General features: G+C 45.2%; 17 protein-coding genes and 1 riboswitch. Of the genes, 8 read left to right on the forward strand and 9 right to left on the reverse strand.

What is annotated here, in order from left to right; translation table 11 throughout:
- The first annotated feature begins 88 nt into the window (after positions 1-88).
- Entirely contained in the window at positions 89-973 is an 885-nt protein-coding gene (locus L4D09_RS23385) for a LysR family transcriptional regulator (protein ID WP_428459947.1), read from the forward strand.
- Between the two features lie 456 nt (positions 974-1,429).
- Here the strand turns inward: L4D09_RS23385 and L4D09_RS23390 are convergent, their stop codons facing one another.
- The 3 genes from L4D09_RS23390 to L4D09_RS23400 are packed head-to-tail and all read right to left on the reverse strand — an operon-like array spanning position 1,430 to position 5,571.
- Entirely contained in the window at positions 1,430-2,734 is a 1,305-nt protein-coding gene (locus tag L4D09_RS23390) for an anaerobic C4-dicarboxylate transporter (protein WP_428459948.1), read from the reverse strand.
- Between the two features lie 18 nt (positions 2,735-2,752).
- Entirely contained in the window at positions 2,753-4,120 is a 1,368-nt protein-coding gene (locus tag L4D09_RS23395) for an MmgE/PrpD family protein (RefSeq protein ID WP_428459949.1), read from the reverse strand.
- Positions 4,117-5,571, reverse strand: coding sequence for an aspartate ammonia-lyase (locus L4D09_RS23400; RefSeq protein WP_428459950.1), 1,455 nt, complete (start codon positions 5,569-5,571; stop codon positions 4,117-4,119). The genes L4D09_RS23395 and L4D09_RS23400 overlap by 4 nt, the downstream gene beginning before the upstream one ends.
- Positions 5,572-5,709: 138 nt before the next feature.
- On the opposite strand from L4D09_RS23400, the gene L4D09_RS23405 reads away from it, so the two are divergent.
- On the forward strand, positions 5,710-6,657 hold the full coding sequence (locus tag L4D09_RS23405; RefSeq protein WP_428459951.1) for a LysR family transcriptional regulator: 948 nt from the start codon (positions 5,710-5,712) through the stop codon (positions 6,655-6,657).
- Positions 6,658-6,754: 97 nt separating this feature from the next.
- Here L4D09_RS23405 and L4D09_RS23410 read toward each other — a convergent pair whose 3' ends face one another.
- Positions 6,755-7,927, reverse strand: a complete 1,173-nt coding sequence (locus L4D09_RS23410; RefSeq protein WP_428459952.1) for a MerR family transcriptional regulator — start codon at positions 7,925-7,927, stop codon at positions 6,755-6,757.
- A 266-nt stretch (positions 7,928-8,193) separates the two neighbouring features.
- Here L4D09_RS23410 and L4D09_RS23415 point away from each other — a divergent pair, with 266 nt between their 5' ends.
- Entirely contained in the window at positions 8,194-8,490 is a 297-nt protein-coding gene (locus tag L4D09_RS23415; RefSeq protein WP_428459953.1) for a hypothetical protein, read from the forward strand.
- 78 nt (positions 8,491-8,568) lie between these two features.
- Here the strand turns inward: L4D09_RS23415 and L4D09_RS23420 are convergent, their stop codons facing one another.
- A complete protein-coding gene (locus L4D09_RS23420; RefSeq protein WP_428459954.1) occupies positions 8,569-9,669 on the reverse strand; it encodes a right-handed parallel beta-helix repeat-containing protein in 1,101 nt (366 codons plus the stop codon).
- A gap of 434 nt (positions 9,670-10,103) precedes the next feature.
- Between L4D09_RS23420 and murQ the strand changes: the two genes are divergently transcribed.
- Positions 10,104-11,006 carry an N-acetylmuramic acid 6-phosphate etherase gene (gene murQ / locus L4D09_RS23425; RefSeq protein ID WP_428459955.1) on the forward strand — a complete coding sequence of 301 codons (903 nt, stop codon included), beginning with the start codon at positions 10,104-10,106 and terminating at the stop codon, positions 11,004-11,006.
- A 341-nt stretch (positions 11,007-11,347) separates the two neighbouring features.
- On the opposite strand, the gene L4D09_RS23430 is transcribed toward murQ, so the two are convergent.
- Positions 11,348-11,947, reverse strand: a complete 600-nt coding sequence (locus tag L4D09_RS23430; RefSeq protein ID WP_428459956.1) for a short chain dehydrogenase — start codon at positions 11,945-11,947, stop codon at positions 11,348-11,350.
- 103 nt (positions 11,948-12,050) lie between these two features.
- On the opposite strand from L4D09_RS23430, the gene L4D09_RS23435 reads away from it, so the two are divergent.
- Entirely contained in the window at positions 12,051-12,965 is a 915-nt protein-coding gene (locus L4D09_RS23435) for a LysR family transcriptional regulator (protein ID WP_428459957.1), read from the forward strand.
- Here the strand turns inward: L4D09_RS23435 and L4D09_RS23440 are convergent.
- The gene (locus L4D09_RS23440; RefSeq protein ID WP_428459958.1) at positions 12,962-13,543 is read right to left on the reverse strand and encodes an HD domain-containing protein; all 582 of its coding nucleotides are present in this window, start codon (positions 13,541-13,543) and stop codon (positions 12,962-12,964) included. The genes L4D09_RS23435 and L4D09_RS23440 overlap by 4 nt on opposite strands.
- A 196-nt stretch (positions 13,544-13,739) precedes the next feature.
- Here L4D09_RS23440 and L4D09_RS23445 point away from each other — a divergent pair, with 196 nt between their 5' ends.
- Together L4D09_RS23445 and L4D09_RS23450 are read left to right on the forward strand one after the other, a co-directional pair.
- Complete coding sequence (locus L4D09_RS23445) at positions 13,740-14,210, forward strand: DoxX family protein (protein WP_428459959.1); 471 nt, start codon at positions 13,740-13,742, stop codon at positions 14,208-14,210.
- A gap of 165 nt (positions 14,211-14,375) precedes the next feature.
- Positions 14,376-15,722 (forward strand): magnesium transporter, encoded by a 1,347-nt coding sequence (locus tag L4D09_RS23450; RefSeq protein WP_428459960.1) that lies wholly within the window; start codon positions 14,376-14,378, stop codon positions 15,720-15,722.
- A gap of 62 nt (positions 15,723-15,784) precedes the next feature.
- On the opposite strand, the gene L4D09_RS23455 is transcribed toward L4D09_RS23450, so the two are convergent.
- Entirely contained in the window at positions 15,785-16,849 is a 1,065-nt protein-coding gene (locus L4D09_RS23455; RefSeq protein ID WP_428459961.1) for a saccharopine dehydrogenase, read from the reverse strand.
- Between the two features lie 18 nt (positions 16,850-16,867).
- Positions 16,868-18,364, reverse strand: coding sequence for a Na+/H+ antiporter NhaC family protein (locus L4D09_RS23460; RefSeq protein WP_428459962.1), 1,497 nt, complete (start codon positions 18,362-18,364; stop codon positions 16,868-16,870).
- Positions 18,365-18,482: 118 nt separating this feature from the next.
- A riboswitch (Lysine riboswitch) is annotated at positions 18,483-18,660 on the reverse strand.
- Between the two features lie 633 nt (positions 18,661-19,293).
- Between L4D09_RS23460 and L4D09_RS23465 the strand changes: the two genes are divergently transcribed.
- Positions 19,294-21,549 (forward strand): glycoside hydrolase family 18 protein (locus L4D09_RS23465; protein ID WP_428459963.1); only part of this gene is annotated, 2,256 nt, incomplete at its 3' end.

Below are 21,549 nucleotides of genomic sequence, written 5' to 3' on the forward strand. Positions count from 1 at the left end.
GATTTTTTGCGTATATTGATAAAAAAAATTTATGTAGCCATAAAATAACGGCTATCGATACCTTAAAGGAATAAGGGAAGGGTCTGTGATGTTGAACCTAAAACAGCTTGAAACGTTTGTCTGGATTGCCAATTTAGGCAGCTTTCGCCAAGCTGCTGAACACTTATGTACAACCCAGCCCGCCATTTCAACCCGTATTACCAACCTAGAGCACACGCTTAATACAACGCTGTTTAATCGAGAAAAAGGCGGCGTCACATTGACAGCAAAGGGACGAGAATTACTCCCTTTAGCGGAAAATATCCTCAATAGTACAGCGCAACTTTGTTATAAAGCCGACGCAGCCAGCGCCCTTTCTGGCTTACTCCGCATTGGTGTATCAGAAACACTGGTACACACTTGGCTACCTGAATTTTTGACAAGTATTAATGAAAAATACCCTGATGTTGAAATTGAGTTGATTGTTGATGCAACAGTGAACCTAAGCAAAGAGCTGATGGCGCATAATATTGATATCGCCATTCTCCTTGGCCCCATTTCTGAGCCGTCAGTGATCAATAAAGTAATATGTGAGTATCCTTTATACTGGGTTGCTAGCCCCTCACTTGGTTTAAATGAGCCGGCTGAGACCCATAGCTTTACCCGCTGGCCGATTATCACCTATGCCAGAAATACAGTGCCGTACCACGAAATAAACCGCCATTTTACCGGACAGAAAATCCACCCACAGTACTACTCAGTCAGTGCTCTCTCTGCCAGTGTTAAACTGGTCGAAAGCGGTGTTGGGGTTGCCACCTTACCCAAGGAGGTCATCAAAGAGCAGCTCGAAAACGGCCGCCTGAGAATTATCGATTCAGAGTGGACTCCCAATCCCCTCACTTTTACCGTTTCGTATATCACGACCCCAGATAGCTTGTTGATAGAAGAGGCGGTGAAGGTTGCGTTTGAGATAGTCTCCACGCTCGGCCAATGAAATGGCTCTCTAGTGAATCACCGAACCATTGACAAGCAGTAGATTGATTTCATCATCCAGCCACTAATCAACGTAAAATGCTTCTAGGGGGCAAATATCGCCACTAACATTAGTGTAAAATATCGTGATCTGTGAGCGACAACGAATCATTGATGAAAATCCATCAAAATTGATGTTTCCACCTTATCAACCGTGATAATGATAATACGTGTTTTGAAGTTATTTAGTATTCTGAGCCTGAAGGGAGAAACGTATGGGATTTGTTATTTTTTCACTCACAACTCTGATCTCTGGAGCCGCTTGCTTCATCTACTGCAACTTCGGCAACGAGAGCTGATCTCGTTCACCCCTGATAACACTCTGATGGAATGAATCCATCAGTCCAACGAACAAAAAAGCCCAGCAATGATATTGCTGGGACTTTCCTCGCTGAGCCAGTCGGCTCAATCTACTTCACTAAACCAACATACTCGCCAACACAAAACCAAACGGTACGGCAGCAACGATACCTAGCATTCCTGGTAAGAAGAATGGGTGATTGATAATGTAAGATCCGTTCCAACGACGACTAAGGAAAGACCCTGTATCGTCAGTCGCAATCGCAAATGCCGTGGTTGGATAAATGTTTGTCATATACAAGGCACTCACCGCCACAAAGCTTGCCAGAATCGTGGCAGGATCGACGCTAAGAGAAGCCGCGATAGGGATCAACAACGCACTGGTGGCCCCTTGGCTAAACAGCAATGCAGATGTTCCAAAGAATACAATAGCCAACAGTGCTGGGTAATTGGCAAGGACATCGCCCGCAATTAATTTAATATCAGGAATATAAACACCGATAATTGTCGAGCTTAACCAAACAATACCGAGGATCACCACCAAGCTTTCCGCACCATCAGCAAAAATAGGCGCTTTCTTGATAGACGTTAATGGCACTTTACAGGCCATCGCCATAATAAAGCTAACCAACAGCATAACGATCACAATGATATCTTGTGAGCCTAGATTGTGCCCCAGTAAAGGTTTGAACAGCAGCAAGGTAACGATGAAGACAACGCCGCTCAAAAACAGCCATACCGAATATTTTGCCTCTTTTGATGGTTCTTGGTGTTTTTGCTGTTCTGGGGTGAAATTCACCAAGCCTTTTTCAACTCGCTCTTGGAAAATAGGATCATCTTTCAGTTCACAGCCCTGACGGCTTGCAACAAACGAGGCCACAATGGTGCCAAACAAAGCCGCAGGCATAATCACACTTAACGCTGTACCAAAGCTAACGCCCATTTGTTCAACGACCACATACATCGCCGCAGTCGCTGCTGAAATAGGGGAAGCCGTAATCGCAATTTGTGAAGCGACGACCGCAGAACTTAGCGGTTGGCTTGGGCGTACCCCGTTTTCTTTAGCAACCTGCTGAATAACGTTCAATACCGACATTGCTGTATAGCCCGTCCCCGCTAAGGTCGTTAATACAAACGTGGTTGCTGGCGCTAAAATATTGATATGTCTAGGATGGTTACGCAGCATACGCTCAGCGACACTGACCATGTAGCTCATCCCCCCCGCTTGCTGCATCACCGACAATGCCAAGATCACCGACATAATAATCAAAATAACAGCGACCGGAATATCACCCGGCGGCAAGCCAAAGCCAAAGACCGCAATCGCCATTCCCAAACCACCAGCAAGACCGACACCAATCCCGCCAAGGCGAGCTGCAAGAATAATGGCGCCTAAGAGTAAACACGTATGGATAATAATCATTGAATACCTCCGCTCCTGTTATTGATTCAGGAGTTCGTAAATGTCAGCACTGTTGGCCGTTTCAAAATCCCCTAACACCGTTAACCATTGACGGCATTTTTGAGGGCTCATTTTCGGGGAAACACAAGCGGTGAATTTCTGTTGTATGTCGGCAAGTAATAGCGGTTTCTCTGGATTACCTTTCGCTAAATCATTTTCGATAAACAATGTTTCACCCGACTTTAAATACACATGAATTTTCACGGGTGCCGTGCCGATAAACCCAAGCTTTTCTAGCTCAGGATCTACGCGCATGTGTATTTGTGACATGAGGGTTTGAACACGCTCATCCTGCACATTCAGATCGGAGAAAACACCCAGCCCGACCTCGCCGTAGATCAAACGTGCAGCCAATGCATATTGCATAGAGAACTTCGCTTCAATCACATTTTGTGGTTGGCTACACACCAGCTCTCGCGGTCCAAGTAAACTGACACCTACTTGGATATACTCGATATCATCAAGGCCAAGTTGCCGTTGATTTAACAGTTCATCCCAGCAATCAATCGCAGGATGGCTTCCGCTACAGCATGGGTATTGTTTAAACACCAAACCCTGCTCTAACAAATCCCACTGCTTACCCAGTGTTACCTCAACATGGGTTAAATCGGTACATTGAGCAAAGCATTGACCAAAGCCATCAGCAGCTTCGATGACATTTGGCTGCCCGGTAACACCAATCTGCGCAAGTTCAGCCGCATTAACCCCATTGAACGCGGCTAACCCCGCATGCATTGCTTTAGTTTGACTACCAAAATTCCCCCTAACACCGGAAGCAGAAGATGCTGCAATGGCTAAGGCATGTGTAAGAGCCTCTTCGTCTAACCCCATTAACAGACCTGCGGCAACAGTTGCCCCGAAAACACCAATTGTCGGGGTAGTGTGCCAGCCTTGTTCGGATAGCGTTGGCATCAACCAGCGAGCAATTTGATGCTGAGCTTCGACACCAGCAATATAGGCTCGCATAATATCTTTGCCGCTTAATCCATGCTCCTCGGCAACAGCAAACGCTGCAGGGGCGACCGTAACCGTTGGGTGACCAATGGTTGCCCAACTCACATCATCAAAGTCCAATGCATGGGAAGCTGCACCATTGGCATAACTGGCATAAGCCGCATTACTGGTATGTGTCGTGCCAAATACACTGCATTTACCCTGAGCTGCCCTCGAGGCGGCAAACGCTTGAATATTTCGAGCAACAGGCATTTCACTACCAGCAATGGTTACAGCAACATAGTCGGTCAACGCGATTCGGGTTAAATCGACAACGGGTTCAGGGATCGCCTGCCACTGTAAATTGACACACCAACGGGCGATCTGGCGTAGTAGTGGCTCACTGCTCATCATGCCGTTACCTCTGCAGATGCTGGCAGCGTTTTGGTTTCTTGTTGATAACGTTTGACCGCCGCTGCACTGTTTTTCGGATCGGTCATCACCATTGGGTCTAGCAAGTAATCCGCTTGCTCTGGCGTCAATAATTTCTCGTCCAGCACCACTTCACGCACAGTGCGGTTTTCCTCAAATGCGCGGACGGCAATGTGGCTGCCTACCTTATAGCCAAACAAAGTGGCGATAACGGTGGCAAGCGCCGTACTTCTTTCTGCATATTCGCGACAAACGGCTTCATTAGGCTGTAAATCTTTTAAGCACTTATCGACAAAGAGTGGAATAGCATTGGTCAGTAGCGTGCATGATTCAAACAGCGCCTTGATGATCACAGGCTCCCACACATTCAAATCGAGCTCACCGCCCTCAACCGCCATGGTGATTGCCACATCATTACCGATAACCTGATAAGCGATTTGATTAATCAGCTCTGGCATTACTGGGTTAATTTTTCCGGGCATGATAGATGAACCCGGCTGCACCGCAGGGATAAATAATTCGTTAAACCCAGCACGAGGGCCACTGCCTTGAATTCTAAAGTCAGTCGCCATCTTCGACAAAAAGGTGGCTAATTTTTTAATTTGAGCGGCAACTTCTAAATAAGCATCACCATTTTGCAAGCCATCGAAGAAATTATCCTCAGCCACAAACACTTCATCGGTTATTGCTTGCAGTTCAATGTAAACTTGCTCTAAGTACCCTTCGTGGGTTGAAAGACCAGTACCAACCGCCGTCGCTCCCAGCGGTAAATCCAACGTATGCTGGTTAGCCGCTTTCAACGATTGGTTCAAACGACGAACCTGATGCAAATAACCACTAAACTGTTGCCCAAGCGTAATTGGCACAGCATCTTGTAGGCAAGTTCTTGCCAATTTGACTACATGTTCAAAGGCTTGGGTTTTCTGCTCTAGCATTGCCTCTAGTGCGGCGACTTCTGCGATCAAATGATGCATATTCAAACGGCAGGTCATTTTCATTGCCGCTGGGATCACATCATTTGTTGATTGACCCATATTGACGTGAGTATTGGGGTGGACAACATCGTAGCCTTTATTGCCAGTAAGAATTTCATTAGCGCGATTGGCAATAACCTCATTCGCGTTCATGTTAGTAGACGTACCGCCACCACCTTGGAAAATATCGATTGGGAAATAGTCGTTAAAGCGCTGATCCATCACTTCTTGGGAAGCCTGAACAATCGCATCCGCAATAGTCTTATCAAGCGCGCCGATTTTGCAGTTCGCCTTCGCGGCTGCTTGCTTAATCGCGGCAACCGACCAAATGTAATGGGGCACATCGATTGCTGTACGACCAGACACGGCAAAGTTTTCACATGCTCTTTGGGTCTGGATGCCATAATAAGCATCGTCCGATAAAATCATTTCACCTAATACATCAAATTCTTTTCTCATTGCTCTATTCCACAACTGTATTCAATTGCAGCAATTGTATTTCAGGATATAAAAGGAAAAGTTGAGGTAGATCGGTACTTTATAAGCAGTGGATATTATAATTAACACTATTAGTTTAACTTATAGTATTGGTTTTATATGGACAGTCTTGCCTTCGATCTCCGCCAACTACGCGCTTTCATTACCGTGGTTGAGTCAGGCTCGTTTAGCCAAGCAGCGAAGCAACTTAATCAGACCCAATCGGCGGTCTCACAGCTGGTGCAAAGCTTAGAACAAGCACTTGAAAGCAAACTCCTTGATCGAAGCAAGCGTCCGATCCAGCTGACTATCTCAGGTCGAGAACTTTATGAGCAAGGCAGTAAACTGTTGGTGGAATCCAAAAAGCTCCAAGACTGGATGCATTCACTCGAAACAGGAAAACTGCCAAGGTTACGCATAGGGATGGTCGATTCTGTCACGCAACTGGCGGGTATCGAATTGCTCAAATACATGCAGCCTAAAGTCGCACACATTCACCAAATCACAGGGACTGCCCCCGAGCTATTAGCGTCTTTACAGGCAGGAAAGAGCGATATCATTATCACAATGTCTAACCAAGATATTCCCCAAGAATTGGCAATGCTGCCATTACTCAGTGAGCAGTACGTAATAGTGACACCTAAAGATTGGGAACAAAGCACGATTACAGAGCTCGCTCGTAACAAGCCGTATATAGGTTATGAAAATTGGACGCCAACGGGCACTCAAACCAATAACTGGTTAAGGTGGCGCAATATCAACGTTAACAAACAATTCTCGCTTGATCGTGCCGACAACGTACTTGGTTTGGTCGCACAAGGTCTTGGCTGGTCGATCACGACACCGACGTTCTTAGCACGCCAACTTACCCTGCTTGATCAACTCGACTGCATACCAATGCCAGCACCGAGTATTACCCGTCAACTGGCTGTTATCTGCCGTAAGGGGGAGTCTGGCGAATTGCTTGAACAATTTGTTCACGATATTCGGGACATTATCCTCAACCAAAAAGTGCGTGAAGTTCAGCATCGGTGGGAATGGATAAAATTAGGAATTGAAACGCATTAATTAAGGCCGCCACTTCGCTTAATGGGCTTAATATCCATTTGTGAATATTAAGCCCTAAACAAACGGCTCGCTTATCGTGTTTACTGGGCTATCGCGTCTAACTGACTTTTTGCAATATAAACACTTGATAACCAAACTGCTCAAAACCTTGATGATAGATATCGAGTTCGACTTGAATATCTTTTATGGCTTGCGATTCTGTCATGGTTTCTTTTAATCCATCGACCCGCTGCTGCAGTGGTTCGAAGTACGCTTTCCACGCATCATCGCTCAAGGTAAAATTATCAAGCACTTGATAGCCCGCTGCTTGGGCTTGAGCAATCCGCTCATCCACCGTCGTCATGTCTGGGTATTCTTTCTGCCAAAAGGCAAGTCTGTCTGCACTTGGGGCATCTGTGTGCCAAACTAAATCACTGACCACCAGCACGCCGTTATCCTTGAGCAACGGACTCCACTGCTTGAGGGCATTTGTCACCCCCATGATATAAGCGCAACCTTCAGCCCAAATGACATCAAAACTGGCGGCATCAAAAGGTAAGTCTGTCATGCTGGCACATTTGGTTGCCACTCGAGCAGCCAAACCAGCATCAGCTGCAACCTCAGCAAGGTGATCCAATGCGGGTTGATGATTGTCGATTGCCATAATATTTGCAGAAGAGTGATGCGCCAAAACAGTGGTCGCGATCCCCTTACCACAGCCTATTTCTAAAATAGCTTTCGGAGTAAATGGAATTTTACCTAATGCTTTTACTGTCTCTGCTTCAGAGCCGGGGCCCCAACGCTTTAAACCATCAAAAATGATATTAAAGTCAGCCATATATTGTTCGTGTTCGTTCATATCTTTAGACAACCATTTAAGTCTCAACGCTTCTTTTTCATTAAAGCCTTGTTTTAATAACCAAGCGAAGTGAGCGTCTGGGGCTGTTTGCTCCAAAGATTGGTGCCATGTCTTCATTTCCGACTCACCCAACATCGCTGCTAGTAGGTTTCGAGATTGTTGCTTTTGGGCAATTTCTTCATCTAACTGACTCATACGGTTTAGCAACAGCTTGCGATCTATCTTAGCCTCAAGACTGGCCTGACATTCTTTTAGAGTCAGTCCACCAGCATGCAACTGTTGTAAAAGCCTCAACCGTTGAACATCTTTATCGCTGTACGTACGGTAGCCATTTGCCAGTCGAGTCCCTTTAATTAGCCCCAACTTCTCGTAATACAACAGGGTTGAGCGGGATAAACCAACCCTATTGGCTAACTCAGAAATTCGATACATCAATCTTCACCTCAGGTATACACCCTAAACTATAAAGCTTTAGACAGGTCAAGAGACAATAACTCGCTTAATGTTAGATATCTACATTCAACCTACTTTCACTAAATAAAAATTGCTTCGTTCTAAGGTTAATAAAACATGTCGAGAATCAATTAAAGTTGATTGTTTTTTGACCAAAATCAACATTGCAATCAGATTCATAAATGGTGCGATATTTCTTTTCTAGACTAATGGGTAGGCTCCCTAACATGGCTAAGGAGAGAGACATGATCAAAACACATCGAAATTTTTTACTGCAAGGAACTAACCACTACCACGCGCATATCCACATTAACCCTATTGGGGAGTTAGACATTGATATCATTGAGTCTGAACAACACCATTCAGCGGAATTTGATGATCTAACGTTCAAGTGTTCGGGCGCGATGACCACCCTTGTAGGGGTTGATCCTAAAGTGAATAAGCAATGGCATCTTTCTCTCGATAATCGAGACGCTGAAGAATTAAATGTCCTTATAACCCAAGCCACGGAAGAGTTCGAAGTACTGATGAAAGACTTGTGAGTTATAAGGTGTCACTGATAAACATCTAAACCAAAGCATGCCTTCAATAAAAAGGCATGCTTCTATTCGTCGGCGTTATTACAAGCCAATACTCGGTAATTCAGGAAAGGGACCGAGGCCATAACTCGGACGGTCTAGGTATAAATCATTCTTAGCTTCAATATCATGTTCGCCTTGGTCATTGAACTTGCGACCAATAAAATCATTACTTGTGATTGAGATATCAATGCCGGATGCATCTGACGGTAAACCTAAAAACACATTTCCGTTTACTCTTTCCATCAATACAATATTATTTTCCAGCACGATCGTATGAGAATAACTGTCTTTCATGCCTTCAAGTCCATATCCCACCAGCTGATAGTTTGAGGTATTAGGACCTTGCTCTAACACACTGTCACGGATAGTCAGCTTTCCGCCATTCGGTACATCGACTAAACGGCTATCCACACCCGATAATGAGGCGATCTCGCTATATTCAATCAAGGTTTCAGCCGCACGGCTTTTTATTTCGTGCCCCTGATCTTTAGAGCTATAAAACTTACTGTAGCGAATCTCTAGGCTGTCATTTTGGCTATATACGGCATGAGCCTGCCCAGCTTTACCCAGTTTATCAAACGTACTGTACTCAATGGTAAGCTTGCCCGTACCGGTTGAAGATAAAACCCCTTGTTCACTGTCATGAAAATAAACATGGCTTAGGGTTAAATCTCGGCCTTGCTGGCGAACACAGGCACCATTTTCGTCAGGCACTGACACACCGCTACACTCAATACCTTCAATACTTACATCATCTCCACTGACGACGAAGGTCGCTTTGCCTTGAATGGTCGCCTCTTTAAAATGCGTACCGGTACTGCCCTGTACTGTTACATCATCATGGCCGATATAAAGACCTTGAGAATAAACCCCTTTACCAAATACCACTAAGCTACCAGCCTTGATCGCAGCTTGAGCCTCTGTCAGGTTCGAGAACACTTCACCATCAACATTAATCAACCCATCGTCGACGGGGACTTCAGGTTCAGGCACAGGAAGCGTAACGGGATTACCATTCGAGTCATCAGGAGGTAATGCTCCCTCATCACTACTGCTTGAGCCACCGCAAGCCATGAGAAAAAGGCTTGAAGCAATAATGCCAGTCTTGAGTAAAAGTATCGGTGTGTTTCGAGTTGCCATGGTATGCGTTCTACGACTTATTATTTATTTTAATGAACGCAGATCATGACGAAGAGAAAAGTGGGGTTTGTCAATCTCGTGTCATAAACACAAGGACGAATAATATAAAAAGCCGCCTGGGTATTAAGCCACTGTTTTATCAGTCAAAGAAGGAGCAAGCAATTGCCTGCTTCCTCAAACAATAAAGACTAATTTATCAAGCCAAAATCAATAGTGGTGCTAGCATCGAAAGCGAGAGTGCTAGGGTCAACATAACAATAAATGTCATTTTAAAGCTCATTTTGTCTTCCTTTTTTWAATCAATATCGTCATTAAAATTACGTCTAAATACATCATATATTAAAACCATTTACAAACATAGAGACAAAATGCAACTTATACTCAATTAGAACAATGATATGATTGGCTTATAGACTGCTTAAACAGGTATCCCCATGAACATCGACCTGAACAAATTGGTTACTGAAAGCCGTAACCCATCTAGTGAACATATTGATACTTTGCCGACCCTTGAAATGTTGCAGGTGATCAATAACGAAGATAAAAAAGTTGCACTTGCTGTTGAAGCAACACTTCCTGCTATCGCAACTGCCGTTGATGCAATTGCAGCAGCCTTCTTAAATGGTGGCAGGCTCATTTATACAGGTGCAGGTACCTCTGGTCGATTGGGTATTCTTGATGCCAGTGAGTGCCCCCCGACTTTCGGTAGCAAGCCAGAGCAAGTTGTCGGATTAATCGCTGGTGGACATAGAGCCATTCTTCGCGCGGTTGAAAATGCAGAAGACAACCACGAAATGGGCGCTCAAGATCTGCAAGATCTGGCCTTAACAAATAACGATGTGGTCGTAGGCATTGCTGCGAGTGGCCGTACACCCTACGTACTCGGCGCCATGGCTTATGCTCGAAGCATTGGTGCAACTGTCGCTTGCATCAGTTGTAATCCTAATAGTGAGATGGTGAAAGCGGCCGATATAGCCATTACCCCTGTAGTTGGGCCAGAGGTTGTGACAGGCTCTTCACGACTTAAAGCTGGTACCGCACAAAAGCTGGTGCTTAATATGCTGACAACGGGCGCGATGATCCGAACTGGTAAGGTGTTCGGCAACCTCATGGTCGATGTTGAAGCAACCAACGCAAAACTGGTTGAACGTCAAAAAAACATTGTTATGACCGCAACCGACTGTAGCCGAGAGCAGGCCGAAGCAGCACTTGACGCATGTGGTGGCCACTGTAAAACAGCCATTGTTATGCTATTAACAGATGCGACGACGGAAGAAGCAAGAGCCCTTCTACAGCAAAATAATGGCGTTACCCGCCAAGCTATCGAGCGCAAATAATTACACTTTATCTCAAGTCGCCTCTAGAAAGCCGCTCGTTCTAAACGGGCAGTTTTAAATAATATGCATTATTTCTAGTTTGCCATACCTGAAAGGCTCTTCTTCGGCTAGGTGTGCCGACAGGTTAAAACGAAATTTATTATGCTGATATACGGTATAAGGCGCTCTAGTACCGAATTCCATTTTCAATAGATACAAAAAAGCCCAGCATAACGCTGAGCGAAAAAGTATGTCTAAAAGAAAGACACAATTAGCGAGTCAAACTTATACCTATCGATATAAGTTGGCGGTCACTCCTATCAATACACAAGAAGATGACCTGTAACTGAAACAGATAGATATTAGATATAGTCAGTGATGTCGAGCGTCTGCCCATGCATATTGCCTTCAACCGCAACAACATAAGCTTTCGCCGTATCGGAAGCGGAAACACCACTTTCTGTATCCATACCCATCATAGCCATTGTTTCCTTAACGAACACTGGCGCAACTACATTTAATTTTAGTTCATCTAACTCCAAAGCTGCTGCTTTTACATAACTTTCCAGTGCTCCGTTAACCATACTGATTGCTGCGCTACCCGGTATCGGCTGACGAGATAGCACACCCGAAGTGAGTATGATGGAACCACCTTTCATCACATATTCACGACCAATACGTACCAAGTTGACTTGGCCCATTAGTTTATTTTGCAGTGCCAGCTGATAGTCAGCGTCGGATAAAGCATGCAATGGAGCAAAGCTGGCCTGGCCCGCCGTCGAAATAACCGCATCAATTTGACCAACTTGGTCGAACATATTGCGGATAGATTCGGCAGAGCCTAAATCTACCGTCACATCGCCAGAAGAGTATCCGGCTATCACCAACTCATGCTGGTTCGACAGATGCTGTGCAACCGCTTTACCAATAGTGCCATTTCCACCAATAAGAAGAATTTTCATGTTGAGCTCCTAAGTCATCTGTTTTGTCATCTTGTGACGTTGGAGTTAGCTTAGCTTTGTGCTTAAAATAGAAAAATAACCTTAAAATGAAATCACTTTTCTTATGGAAAGAAAAATAGATCTGATCAAAGCCATGCGCACTTTTCTTACGGTCGTTGAATGTAATAGTTTCAGCGAAGCTTCTAGGCAGCTGAATATCGTCACCTCCGCTGTCAGCAGACAGGTGAGTGATCTAGAAAAGCACTTCAACTGCCAGTTACTCTATCGTACCACCCGCGCCATGAACCTTACCGCAGAAGGTCAATACTATCTTGATGAGTTCAAAGCCGTTATCGCCAAGCTCGATGCCCTTGAAGCCGGTGCCTATGAAAGGCAACAACGCATTGCCGGACACCTAAGGCTTACGGCACCCGCTAATTCTGGCCGACTCGGAGTACAAAAACAGATCAGTGAATTTTTAAATCAACATCCAGATGTCACCCTGTCTTGGTTATTGGTGAACCGCTATGTCAATTTAGTCGAAGAAGGCGTTGATATTGCTGTGCGAGTTGGAGAGCTAGCAGATTCATCATTGGTAGCAAGAAAGATTGATCGAATGGAAATTCTGTTTGTTGCAAGTCCAGCCCTGATCCAGCAACACGGCCTACCTTCAGACCCAAAGGATTTCATGACCCTGCCTTGTATTGCTGATAGTTCAAATCGTCAGCCTGGTAAGTGGAAATATCTGGATAATAGTAAAGAGCACCAAGTTAGCATCAACACAGTACTTGAAGTAAACCAAGGGGATCTCGTTGCCGAGTTTGCGACTCTCGGCCATGGCTTTGCCCAATTACCAAGGTTCATCGTACAGCCCTACCTTGATAGTGGCCAATTAGTCACTGTTCTCAATGACTTTTGCTTGGAAGCTTTACCTGTTTCGCTGGTCTACCCTGCAAATCGGCTCGCGAACCCTGTAATCAAAGCTTTTACCCAACATGTTATAAACTCTTCCCCCATCAGTCGAAGCAGCAGAGATTAACGGTTAACTCGTTGGCGAGTCGCATGCCGCTGGGTGTCTTCATCCACGATATCCCGAATTGCAGCCAACAGTGGTGATTGATCAGTATATTGCTTGCCATAACTCAAGTTAAAATCATAATCGAGATCGACTGCATTCAGCCCCTGATTATGCTGGATCATTGTTTCCAGCTTATCTAACCCCTTCGCTATTTTCGCTTCGGGGCTCTCAGCCTGTTCATATTCATCCCACAGCTCTAGCATCTCTACTTGCAAATGGGCAGGTAGTGGTTTCATCAGCGTTAATAAGTCCGCGCGCTCTTGCACCGACTTATCAATGTTTGGGTCTTGGTCAACCGCAGCAATATCACCTGAAATCACCTCACCCAAATCATGGATCACACACATCTTCATCAACCGCGAGTGATCAATGTCTGGCAATGCATCTTCAAACACCATTACCATCAAGCACAATCGCCACGTATGCTCTGCTGTACTCTCCTGACGGCCATCACTGGTATAAGCATTTCTCAGCGTATTTTTTAATTGTTCAGCGTGACGTAAAAACGCCAATATCCCGTGCATATCTTTACGATTCATCGCCACTCCATAAGCTCATAAGTCAATGAATTTAAATCAGTGTAAAGGTTCATTCGAATATTTAGAACAACATACTCAACAATAGGTGATGTTCATTTTATCGCCACCTTCTTACACTAGCTTTAAATAATACAGAAAAACTACTTTTAATCGCCGTCTGCACTTATGGACGAGTTCGGCCCAAAAGGAAAACGTTATGAGCAATACATTGGTTAAACAGACACTTTCATCCGCATCATCATGGTCACCACTGATGTTACGCATCCCTGCAGGTATCATCTTCATGGCACACGGCGCTCAAAAGTTATTTGGCTGGTTTGGTGGGCATGGTCTTGAAGGCACAGGCAAGTGGATGGCATCCATTGGTCTTGAACCAGGATTTCTGATGGCACTGATGGCTGGTGGTGCCGAATTCTTTGGTGGTCTATTTATTCTAGTTGGCTTGCTAACTCGCCCAACCGCATTGGTACTGGCTGTAACCATGGTTGTTGCTATTGTTACCGTACACCTTGATAACGGTTTATTTATGTCTAACGGCGGCTATGAGTTTGGCTTGGCGCTGTTGGCGATGTCGATTTCATTGGCGGTATCAGGTGCTGGTAAGCTCGGGCTTGATAATTTGTTACTACAAAAACGCCATCAGCAAGGCTCCGCAGCAATCATTTAAGTCGTTATCGACTACCTCCCCTCCCCCTTGTATAAATGAAAGCCAGAATATGCTTATTCTGGCTTTTTATTTTGCTCATAAAACCATACTCTTAGCATTTCAATAATTAAAAACAATAAACCTAAAGAATTGCTAGCTGCTTGCGTTCGCAACAAGGAAAACTGCATGAGCAACACCATCGACTTAAGCCTGCTAATAGAACGAATTTCTGCCGCTGATACCGATTTACAGCGTCAGATATTTAATGAGCCAGAAATTCAACAGTTGGAAGCTGGAGCATTCGCAACCCTATTCGAAGCGCTTCCCCTCGATCAGCGTATGGAGCTTTGGCGCCAACTCCCACTGAACGACCATGTTGACGTGTTAACGGCAATGCGTGCCGATACGCGAGAGTGGGTGATCCAATCGCTCAGTGAAGCTGAACTCGACTTAGTCCTCGCCAAGCTCGATAACTTGTCATTGATCGAGTGGGCAGACTCGCTACCAGAAGAAATCATTGAACGCGCCATTGAACTGCTGAGTAAAGAAGATCTCGAACTGTTTGACCGCGCAAACCAATACAGCGAAGACCAAATCGGCCGTTATGCCAACCCGAAGGTCATCTCATTGCCTCAGGGGATCTCGGTTAAGCGAGCTAAAGTATTACTTGAACGTTACGGCTACCATTATCCTGCATCCATATATGTTGTTACCCGCAGTAAAAAATTCGTGGGGGCAATCAACTATCAGCAGTTAATAGAAGCAGAGCCGCACGAAAAACTTAGTAATATTGCCGATACTGAATGCTTGGTTTTAGAAGATGACGCCTCATTAGCAGAAGCCGTTGAAGCGATAGAGCACAGCCAACGCATTGGCTTACCTATCGTCGATGAGAACCTAGCCTTAGTCGGCGAAATTGACCTCCATCTTGCTCTTGACTTAATGCGTGAGAATTATGAAAGCACCTTAATGGCCAATGCTGGTATGAGTGAAGAGGATGACTTATTCGCCCCTATAACCAAAAGTGCCAAAAGGCGTGCGGTCTGGCTGGGGATCAACCTCATGACTGCGGTGCTTGCGTCGATGACCATCAGCTTGTTTGAAGATGTCATCGCTCAAGTTGTTGCTCTCGCGATCTTAATGCCGATTGTCGCCTCGATGGGTGGCATTGCGGGTAGCCAAACCTTAACCTTGATGATCCGTGGTATGGCGCTAAATCAAGTCACTGCGGGTAACCGCTGGTCATTACTGCGAAACGAATTTGGGATAGGCTTTCTCAACGGCGTGCTATGGGCGGTATTAATAGGACTGATGGCGGGTTTATGGTTTCAGTCACCCACCATTGGCATCATCATCGCGGTGGGGATTGTAGTGAACATTATTACCGCCGCCCTATTTGGCGTTCTGATCCCAGTTGCACTGGAAAAACTCAAACTCGACCCGGCTTTGGCGGGCTCGGTTATTCTGACAACCGTTACCGATGTGGTGGGCTTTTTCGCTTTCCTTGGTACCGCCAAACTATTACTTATCTAACATCAACAAAAAAGCCGAGTGTCATCAATACACTCGGCTTTGCAGTTTCTTATCAACCCGTTTTATGAAACCAAGGTCAATGCTGATGAGTAAAAGTCGCGAGCCCTAGCCCATACGCCTTGCGGGTCTTCACCTTTACACAAGGTCAATAAATGCGGCAATAGCTGCCCAGCAAAATCTTCACTACTTTCTTTTGGTAATACCGTCGGTAAATGGTCAACAGCCTGTACACGGATACCTGCAACATCTGACTCAATGATCGGCTTCGTCAGTTTGGTACATTGGCTGTATATACGAATTGGATTATCCTGATTATTCGGATCACAACTCACATCACTGACCATGCTCAAGCGTGGTGACGCACCTAAACTTGCTTTAGTGATAAACGGAGGTGTGCCTTCAGCAAGATACGCACAGTTGACCAAAATGTCGTAATCATTAATGGCTATAAATGGGCCGCCCGCTTTAGTCTCTTCGATATCCCATCCATCAGCTTCAACACCAAGATCGGCAAATAGGTCAAGAGCACCTCGGCCACAGCGACCAAACTGGCCAATAACTAATACGCGCGGCTGCTCTGATAAACCTGCGACTTGCTCACTTAAGGCAGCAAGATACTGAGAACGGTCTGGATAACTGCTTACCGCAGGGTAGTCATCTTTACACTGTAAATGATGAATGAAACCAGATAGGCCAATTGCGGCACCCACGTAGCCTGCCCAGTAACCAAAAGCACTCACTCGTTTGCCAAGTTCATCTTGCAAAAACTCCAGATCGAGGATCTGGCCGCCACCAGCCTGGAAACGAGATAAAATTTGGCGAGCTTCATCTTGGCCTTTAAACGCATGGGCAAAGTAAATATGCTGATGCTTAAGTGCAAAATCGGCTTCCGCTAACTCTTTAAGGCCAAGAATGTAGGCGTGCTCAGGTGCTTCGACCCAACTATGGGTATCTGCAAGTTCACAACCTACGTCAACATAAGCCTGATCAGAGAAGATACGGGTCGTACTCCGTTCAACGGTTACGTTCGCACCCGCAGCAATCAAATCTCGTGCACCACTCGGTGTAAGCGCAGTACGGTGTTCTCCAACTTTTACTTCATCTCGGAGCCAAAATAGCGTTTTCATGATAATTCCTTTTTAATTTTAAGCGGGTACTGCAGGGCTATTTGCAGCCTGACGACGCACCATCAATATAATAAGTGCAACTTGTAATAATCCAGCCAAGATAATGGTGTACGGGCTACGGGTAATTTCTGCCACCATGAAACCAATGCTTGCTGTTACACCTGTCAAAATGGCATAGGGGAACTGGGTGCGTACATGCGATACATGATCACAACCAGTCGACATTGAACTCAAGATAGTCGTGTCTGAAATCGGCGAAGAATGATCACCTAGCATACCGCCACTCAGCGCTGCGCCGATACAAATCAGAGGGTCGGCACCTAATGCACTTGCGACAGGCACGGCAATCGGGATCAAAATGGCAAATGTGCCCCATGACGAGCCTGTTGCCACTGATATAAAACTACCGATAATAAAAATCAGAGCTGGTAACAAGAATACCGGTAAACGGTCATTCATTACTTGGCTAATATAATCGCCGGTCCCTAGTGATTTACAAATATCGCCTAGCGTCCATGCAAGTAGCAAGATGATCAAAATTAGCATGATACGCTGCATACCCGCGACAAAAGTATTAAAAGCTGCTGATGCGGTCATGGTTTTGGTATAGGCGTAATAAGCAATCGCTGTAATGGATGCTATCAAGTAACTCGTACCTAAGGTCGCACGGATCACTGGCCCGCTAATCCCACCATGTAAGTGATAGTTATAGGTAAACAGCACGATTAGAGAACCAAACAGCACTGATAGTGGAAACAGGATCAGCGAGATAGAAGCTGATTTAACCGCGCTTGCGTTTGCTGGCTCAGCGGTAATCTCGGTACTTTGTTGAGCCTTAAACTCTGCTTCAGCCATTGGCCCCCAATCTTTTTTCAGAACCGCGTAAACCGGTACACTGAACAGCGCAAGCAAGGCATAAAGCTGATAAGGAATAACCTGCAGGAAGGTAGAAAAGCCATCAACGGGCTGCCCCATATTATCAAAAGCATTTTCAATTAAGCCTTGTGAATATACACCCCAACTAATAATCGGGATCAATACACAAATTGGAGATGACGTTGAGTCAATAATAAAAGCCAGCTTCTCTTTACTCAGTTTCAGCTTTTGATAAATCGGCGCAAACATCGGGCCTAAAATGAGCGAGTTACCTGAGTCGGTAAAAAATATACCGATACCCGTCGCCCACGTCGCGAGTTGCGCCTTTATCGGCGATGAAACATAACGGGTCGCCATGGTTGAAAAAGCAGACATGCCACCACTTTGCTCAACCAAATAAATAAAACCTGAAATGATAGTAATAACAATAATAATTTGCGCATTACTGGTTTGGGCTAGTTGGGTAAACGGTCCGTCCGTCAAAAACATCAGGGCGGTATCAACGGGGTGACCTTTGGTAAGGATCAGCATGCCACTTATTACCGCAACACCTAAAGCTAAAACAACATGCCGAGTGGTAAAAGCGAGTATAAGCGCTAACACGGCAGGTACGATGGACAATAATCCGTAATCAGCCATACGTAAATTTCTCCTGTAAAACGATATCAAAATGATAAAGAGGAAGGGTGTTCAGGAGTGTTTTACAGACAAAGGCTTTACAAGATAGGAGCGATAGTTCGTTCGTTTCTAATATCAAATTTGTTGTAGCTCCCCATCTCAGATCTGGCTGAGATGACAGTGTTATTCCTCTTAAGAACAACCCCAGCAGCAAGGATGACAACCTCGACTACTTCGGCACTGACTCCTTTCATTTAGCTTCACTGGCTGTCGGCCTTCACTAAATTACTCATAGGCAATGCGCCTCTACTTTCAAGCAAAGACTGAATAATGTCCTGCTATATAATGAATAAAACATACATTTATCCAAATCTAATCACTACGAGCAATAAGTGTGACGCAGATCACATTAAATATTTCACAAAACAAATATTTAATATTATCAAATACTAATTCGTCGCTTTTGATAACAAATGCCGCCCGATATGAGTAAATACCCTGCAAGTAAAATTGCTCTTGGGCTTCATCGTCAAAGCTTATGCTCATAAGCGTGATATCTCCTCCTAAACATACACGCATAATTACGTATAAAGCAGAAAAAGAGGCTTCTGTAAATTAAAGTAAAAGAGGCTATTAAAAGATTTATAGAACGTCTAAAAACTCGACAGAATAAGGCGTATTAAATAACAGTGGGGATATTGGGTTCTGATTCCGAAGCTCTTGTCAAAGCAAAAAGACCACAAACCGATGTAGTTAATAACACCTCTCTTAACCCAACCTATATGAAATATCATTAACCAACATTAAGCCGCTCTCGCCGTGCAAAAAGTATAACTAACTTAAGAATAATTAACGTGATATCCATGCCATACATCCGGAAACTAAACACTCACCTTATTTGGTTACCAATAAGAATAAGTGATTTATCCAAACAATAGAAAAGGTATGAAATGAACAAAAGTAAAATCGCGTTAACGGTAATTGCCGCTGCATTATCAATGAATGCCCAGGCAGAGAGCAACCCGCCAGAAATTTCCAATAACATGGTGAGATCAACTCTCGTAACGCTCAACTACCGAACACCGGAAACCCAAGATCGTAATGAAACCATCATCGCGTTTGACATTAGCTGGGGTAAAGTACCCAGCAAAGCCTGCTACTACGTCGACAACGAAAAAGTCGGCTGCCAAGAACGAGATGATTTTACCATCAATAACCACGATGACTGGAATGATCATGCGACAATTCAAGGCGAAATAGAAGTCCCCGTTCAAATGATTGCCGAACAACAAGAGGTCATGGCCAGAGTCGCTGTCACATCGACACTCGGTACAACGAATGCCTACCGTAATATCACCTTAACCGGTAAAGCCGTATTACCCTTTGACTATGAAAACAGCCTAGAAGGGATGACCCAAAAAACCGTTATCTACAACGATGAGGGTGATATCAAAACAGGCACTATGGGCACCGAAGCCGTGCTTGAACGTAACTCAAACAAATTGGTCACTGGCTATGTTTCAGAATGGGCCCAGTATGACCGCCAATTTAGCCTAGAGGCCATCGACCCAACGGCATATGGCAAGCTCGTTTACTCTTTCCTCGGCATTTGTGGCGATCAAGGCTCAAAGGCTGAAACTGTCGCTCAGGCGTGTGAAGCTCTAGAGCTCAATGAGCATGAAATAGCCATGCTAGATATAAATGCTGGGCTGCAAAGTGCCATAAGCCAGCGTCAAGATGACATGCTCTGGATCCCCTTCTACCACGGTACCAACAAAACAAACTACGATGGCCTTAACCCAAGTAACGTACGTGGGTTACTTGGTCAGATGCTAGAACTGAAAAAACAAAACCCTGAAGTGAAACTTGCGCTGAGCATCGGCGGCTGGACCCTATCTGAACCTTTCCACCGTATGGCTGCAGCCCCTGAAACCCGTCAGGTGTTTGTCGACTCTATCGTAGAATTCATTAAGAAATGGGGATTTGACGGCGTCGATATCGACTGGGAGTACCCTGGTCACGGTGGTGAATCTGGTGCCAAAACACCAAATGATGCCGATAACTACGTCAAACTGATCCAAGCTATGCGTACTGCGCTGGACAGTGAAGGGCTACAGGATATCGAGATCTCAAGTGCCGTTGGAGCAACTGAAGAATACATGGCGCTGATCGGGGCCGACAACTATAAAACCCTAGCCGGCGCTAGCGGTATCCTCGATTACATTTACTTAATGAACTATGACTACTGGGGAGCATTCACGCCTAACCAGTTGGGACACCAAACCAACCTATACGGCAACAGCTACATTGGTGAGAATGGTGGAAATAGTGCAGAGAAGGCCATCAAAATCCTGAAAGGCTATGGCGTTGAATCTGAACGTATCATGCTGGGTATCGCCAACTATCACCGTGGTAAGCAAGGCATAATTCAAGAGCCAGGTGTTCCGAGCTCTGCTATCGGTGTGAGCGACACCACGGTATTTGGTTCCCACGAAAGTGCGATAGTCGAAAGCTACGATCTGTATGCCAACATGGCGGGGGAAAACCTGAAAGGGGAAAACGGCTTTGCACTTTATACCGACCAAACGGTAAATGCTGACTACTATTACAACGACCAGACTGGTGTTTACTTCAGCGGTGACACGCTACGTACCGCTAACCAAAAGGCTAGATATGCCGAGGAGAACAATCTTGCTGGCGTCTTCACTTGGACAGTAGAGCAAGACCACAACGGTTACACCGTTAATGCTCTGAATGAAGGGTTGGGGAACACCCTATCAGAGACATACACCTCCAAAGAACAGCGCGCAGAATGGAACACAACTTGTGGTGATAATGTTAGCGCCGATGAATGCAGGGTTCTGAATGAAGGCCAGCGCTATACGTTGGGCCAAACCACCGAGAACTATGCGAAATCACAACCAAGCCAGAAAAGCGTGTTTTTTTACGTGCCAGCACAAGACGGAGTTGTTCGCGCTGATGCCTCGACCCCAGCCCGCTCAGTATGGAACGGCAATAGCGGTACTTCGTTCATCGAGGTAGAAGTCGTCAACGAGGAAGGCGAAGAGTTCGTCGCTAAGATCCGCGGCCATAAGAAATTTGGCAGTAAAAACTTACGCATGAATGATGGCGTACAAAACGGTCACGGCTCTTTTTATTCCACCTTCTGTCTCTTATACACATCTCCGAGCCCACGAGACCGTACT

Origin of the sequence: Photobacterium makurazakiensis, from assembly GCF_050336715.1 — a bacterium.
GTDB classification, from domain to species: Bacteria; Pseudomonadota; Gammaproteobacteria; order Enterobacterales; family Vibrionaceae; genus Photobacterium; species Photobacterium makurazakiensis.

What these genes read in the sequence shown, in the direction of transcription:
- L4D09_RS23385 (WP_428459947.1), top strand. Translation starts at nt 89, where the DNA reads ATGTTGAACCTAAAACAGCTTGAAACGTTTGTCTGGATTGCCAATTTA.
- L4D09_RS23390 (WP_428459948.1), bottom strand. Translation starts at nt 2,734, where the DNA reads ATGATTATTATCCATACGTGTTTACTCTTAGGCGCCATTATTCTTGCA.
- L4D09_RS23395 (WP_428459949.1), bottom strand. Translation starts at nt 4,120, where the DNA reads ATGATGAGCAGTGAGCCACTACTACGCCAGATCGCCCGTTGGTGTGTC.
- L4D09_RS23400 (WP_428459950.1), bottom strand. Translation starts at nt 5,571, where the DNA reads ATGAGAAAAGAATTTGATGTATTAGGTGAAATGATTTTATCGGACGAT.
- L4D09_RS23405 (WP_428459951.1), top strand. Translation starts at nt 5,710, where the DNA reads ATGGACAGTCTTGCCTTCGATCTCCGCCAACTACGCGCTTTCATTACC.
- L4D09_RS23410 (WP_428459952.1), bottom strand. Translation starts at nt 7,927, where the DNA reads ATGTATCGAATTTCTGAGTTAGCCAATAGGGTTGGTTTATCCCGCTCA.
- L4D09_RS23415 (WP_428459953.1), top strand. Translation starts at nt 8,194, where the DNA reads ATGATCAAAACACATCGAAATTTTTTACTGCAAGGAACTAACCACTAC.
- L4D09_RS23420 (WP_428459954.1), bottom strand. Translation starts at nt 9,669, where the DNA reads ATGGCAACTCGAAACACACCGATACTTTTACTCAAGACTGGCATTATT.
- murQ (WP_428459955.1), top strand. Translation starts at nt 10,104, where the DNA reads ATGAACATCGACCTGAACAAATTGGTTACTGAAAGCCGTAACCCATCT.
- L4D09_RS23430 (WP_428459956.1), bottom strand. Translation starts at nt 11,947, where the DNA reads ATGAAAATTCTTCTTATTGGTGGAAATGGCACTATTGGTAAAGCGGTT.
- L4D09_RS23435 (WP_428459957.1), top strand. Translation starts at nt 12,051, where the DNA reads ATGGAAAGAAAAATAGATCTGATCAAAGCCATGCGCACTTTTCTTACG.
- L4D09_RS23440 (WP_428459958.1), bottom strand. Translation starts at nt 13,543, where the DNA reads ATGAATCGTAAAGATATGCACGGGATATTGGCGTTTTTACGTCACGCT.
- L4D09_RS23445 (WP_428459959.1), top strand. Translation starts at nt 13,740, where the DNA reads ATGAGCAATACATTGGTTAAACAGACACTTTCATCCGCATCATCATGG.
- L4D09_RS23450 (WP_428459960.1), top strand. Translation starts at nt 14,376, where the DNA reads ATGAGCAACACCATCGACTTAAGCCTGCTAATAGAACGAATTTCTGCC.
- L4D09_RS23455 (WP_428459961.1), bottom strand. Translation starts at nt 16,849, where the DNA reads ATGAAAACGCTATTTTGGCTCCGAGATGAAGTAAAAGTTGGAGAACAC.
- L4D09_RS23460 (WP_428459962.1), bottom strand. Translation starts at nt 18,364, where the DNA reads ATGGCTGATTACGGATTATTGTCCATCGTACCTGCCGTGTTAGCGCTT.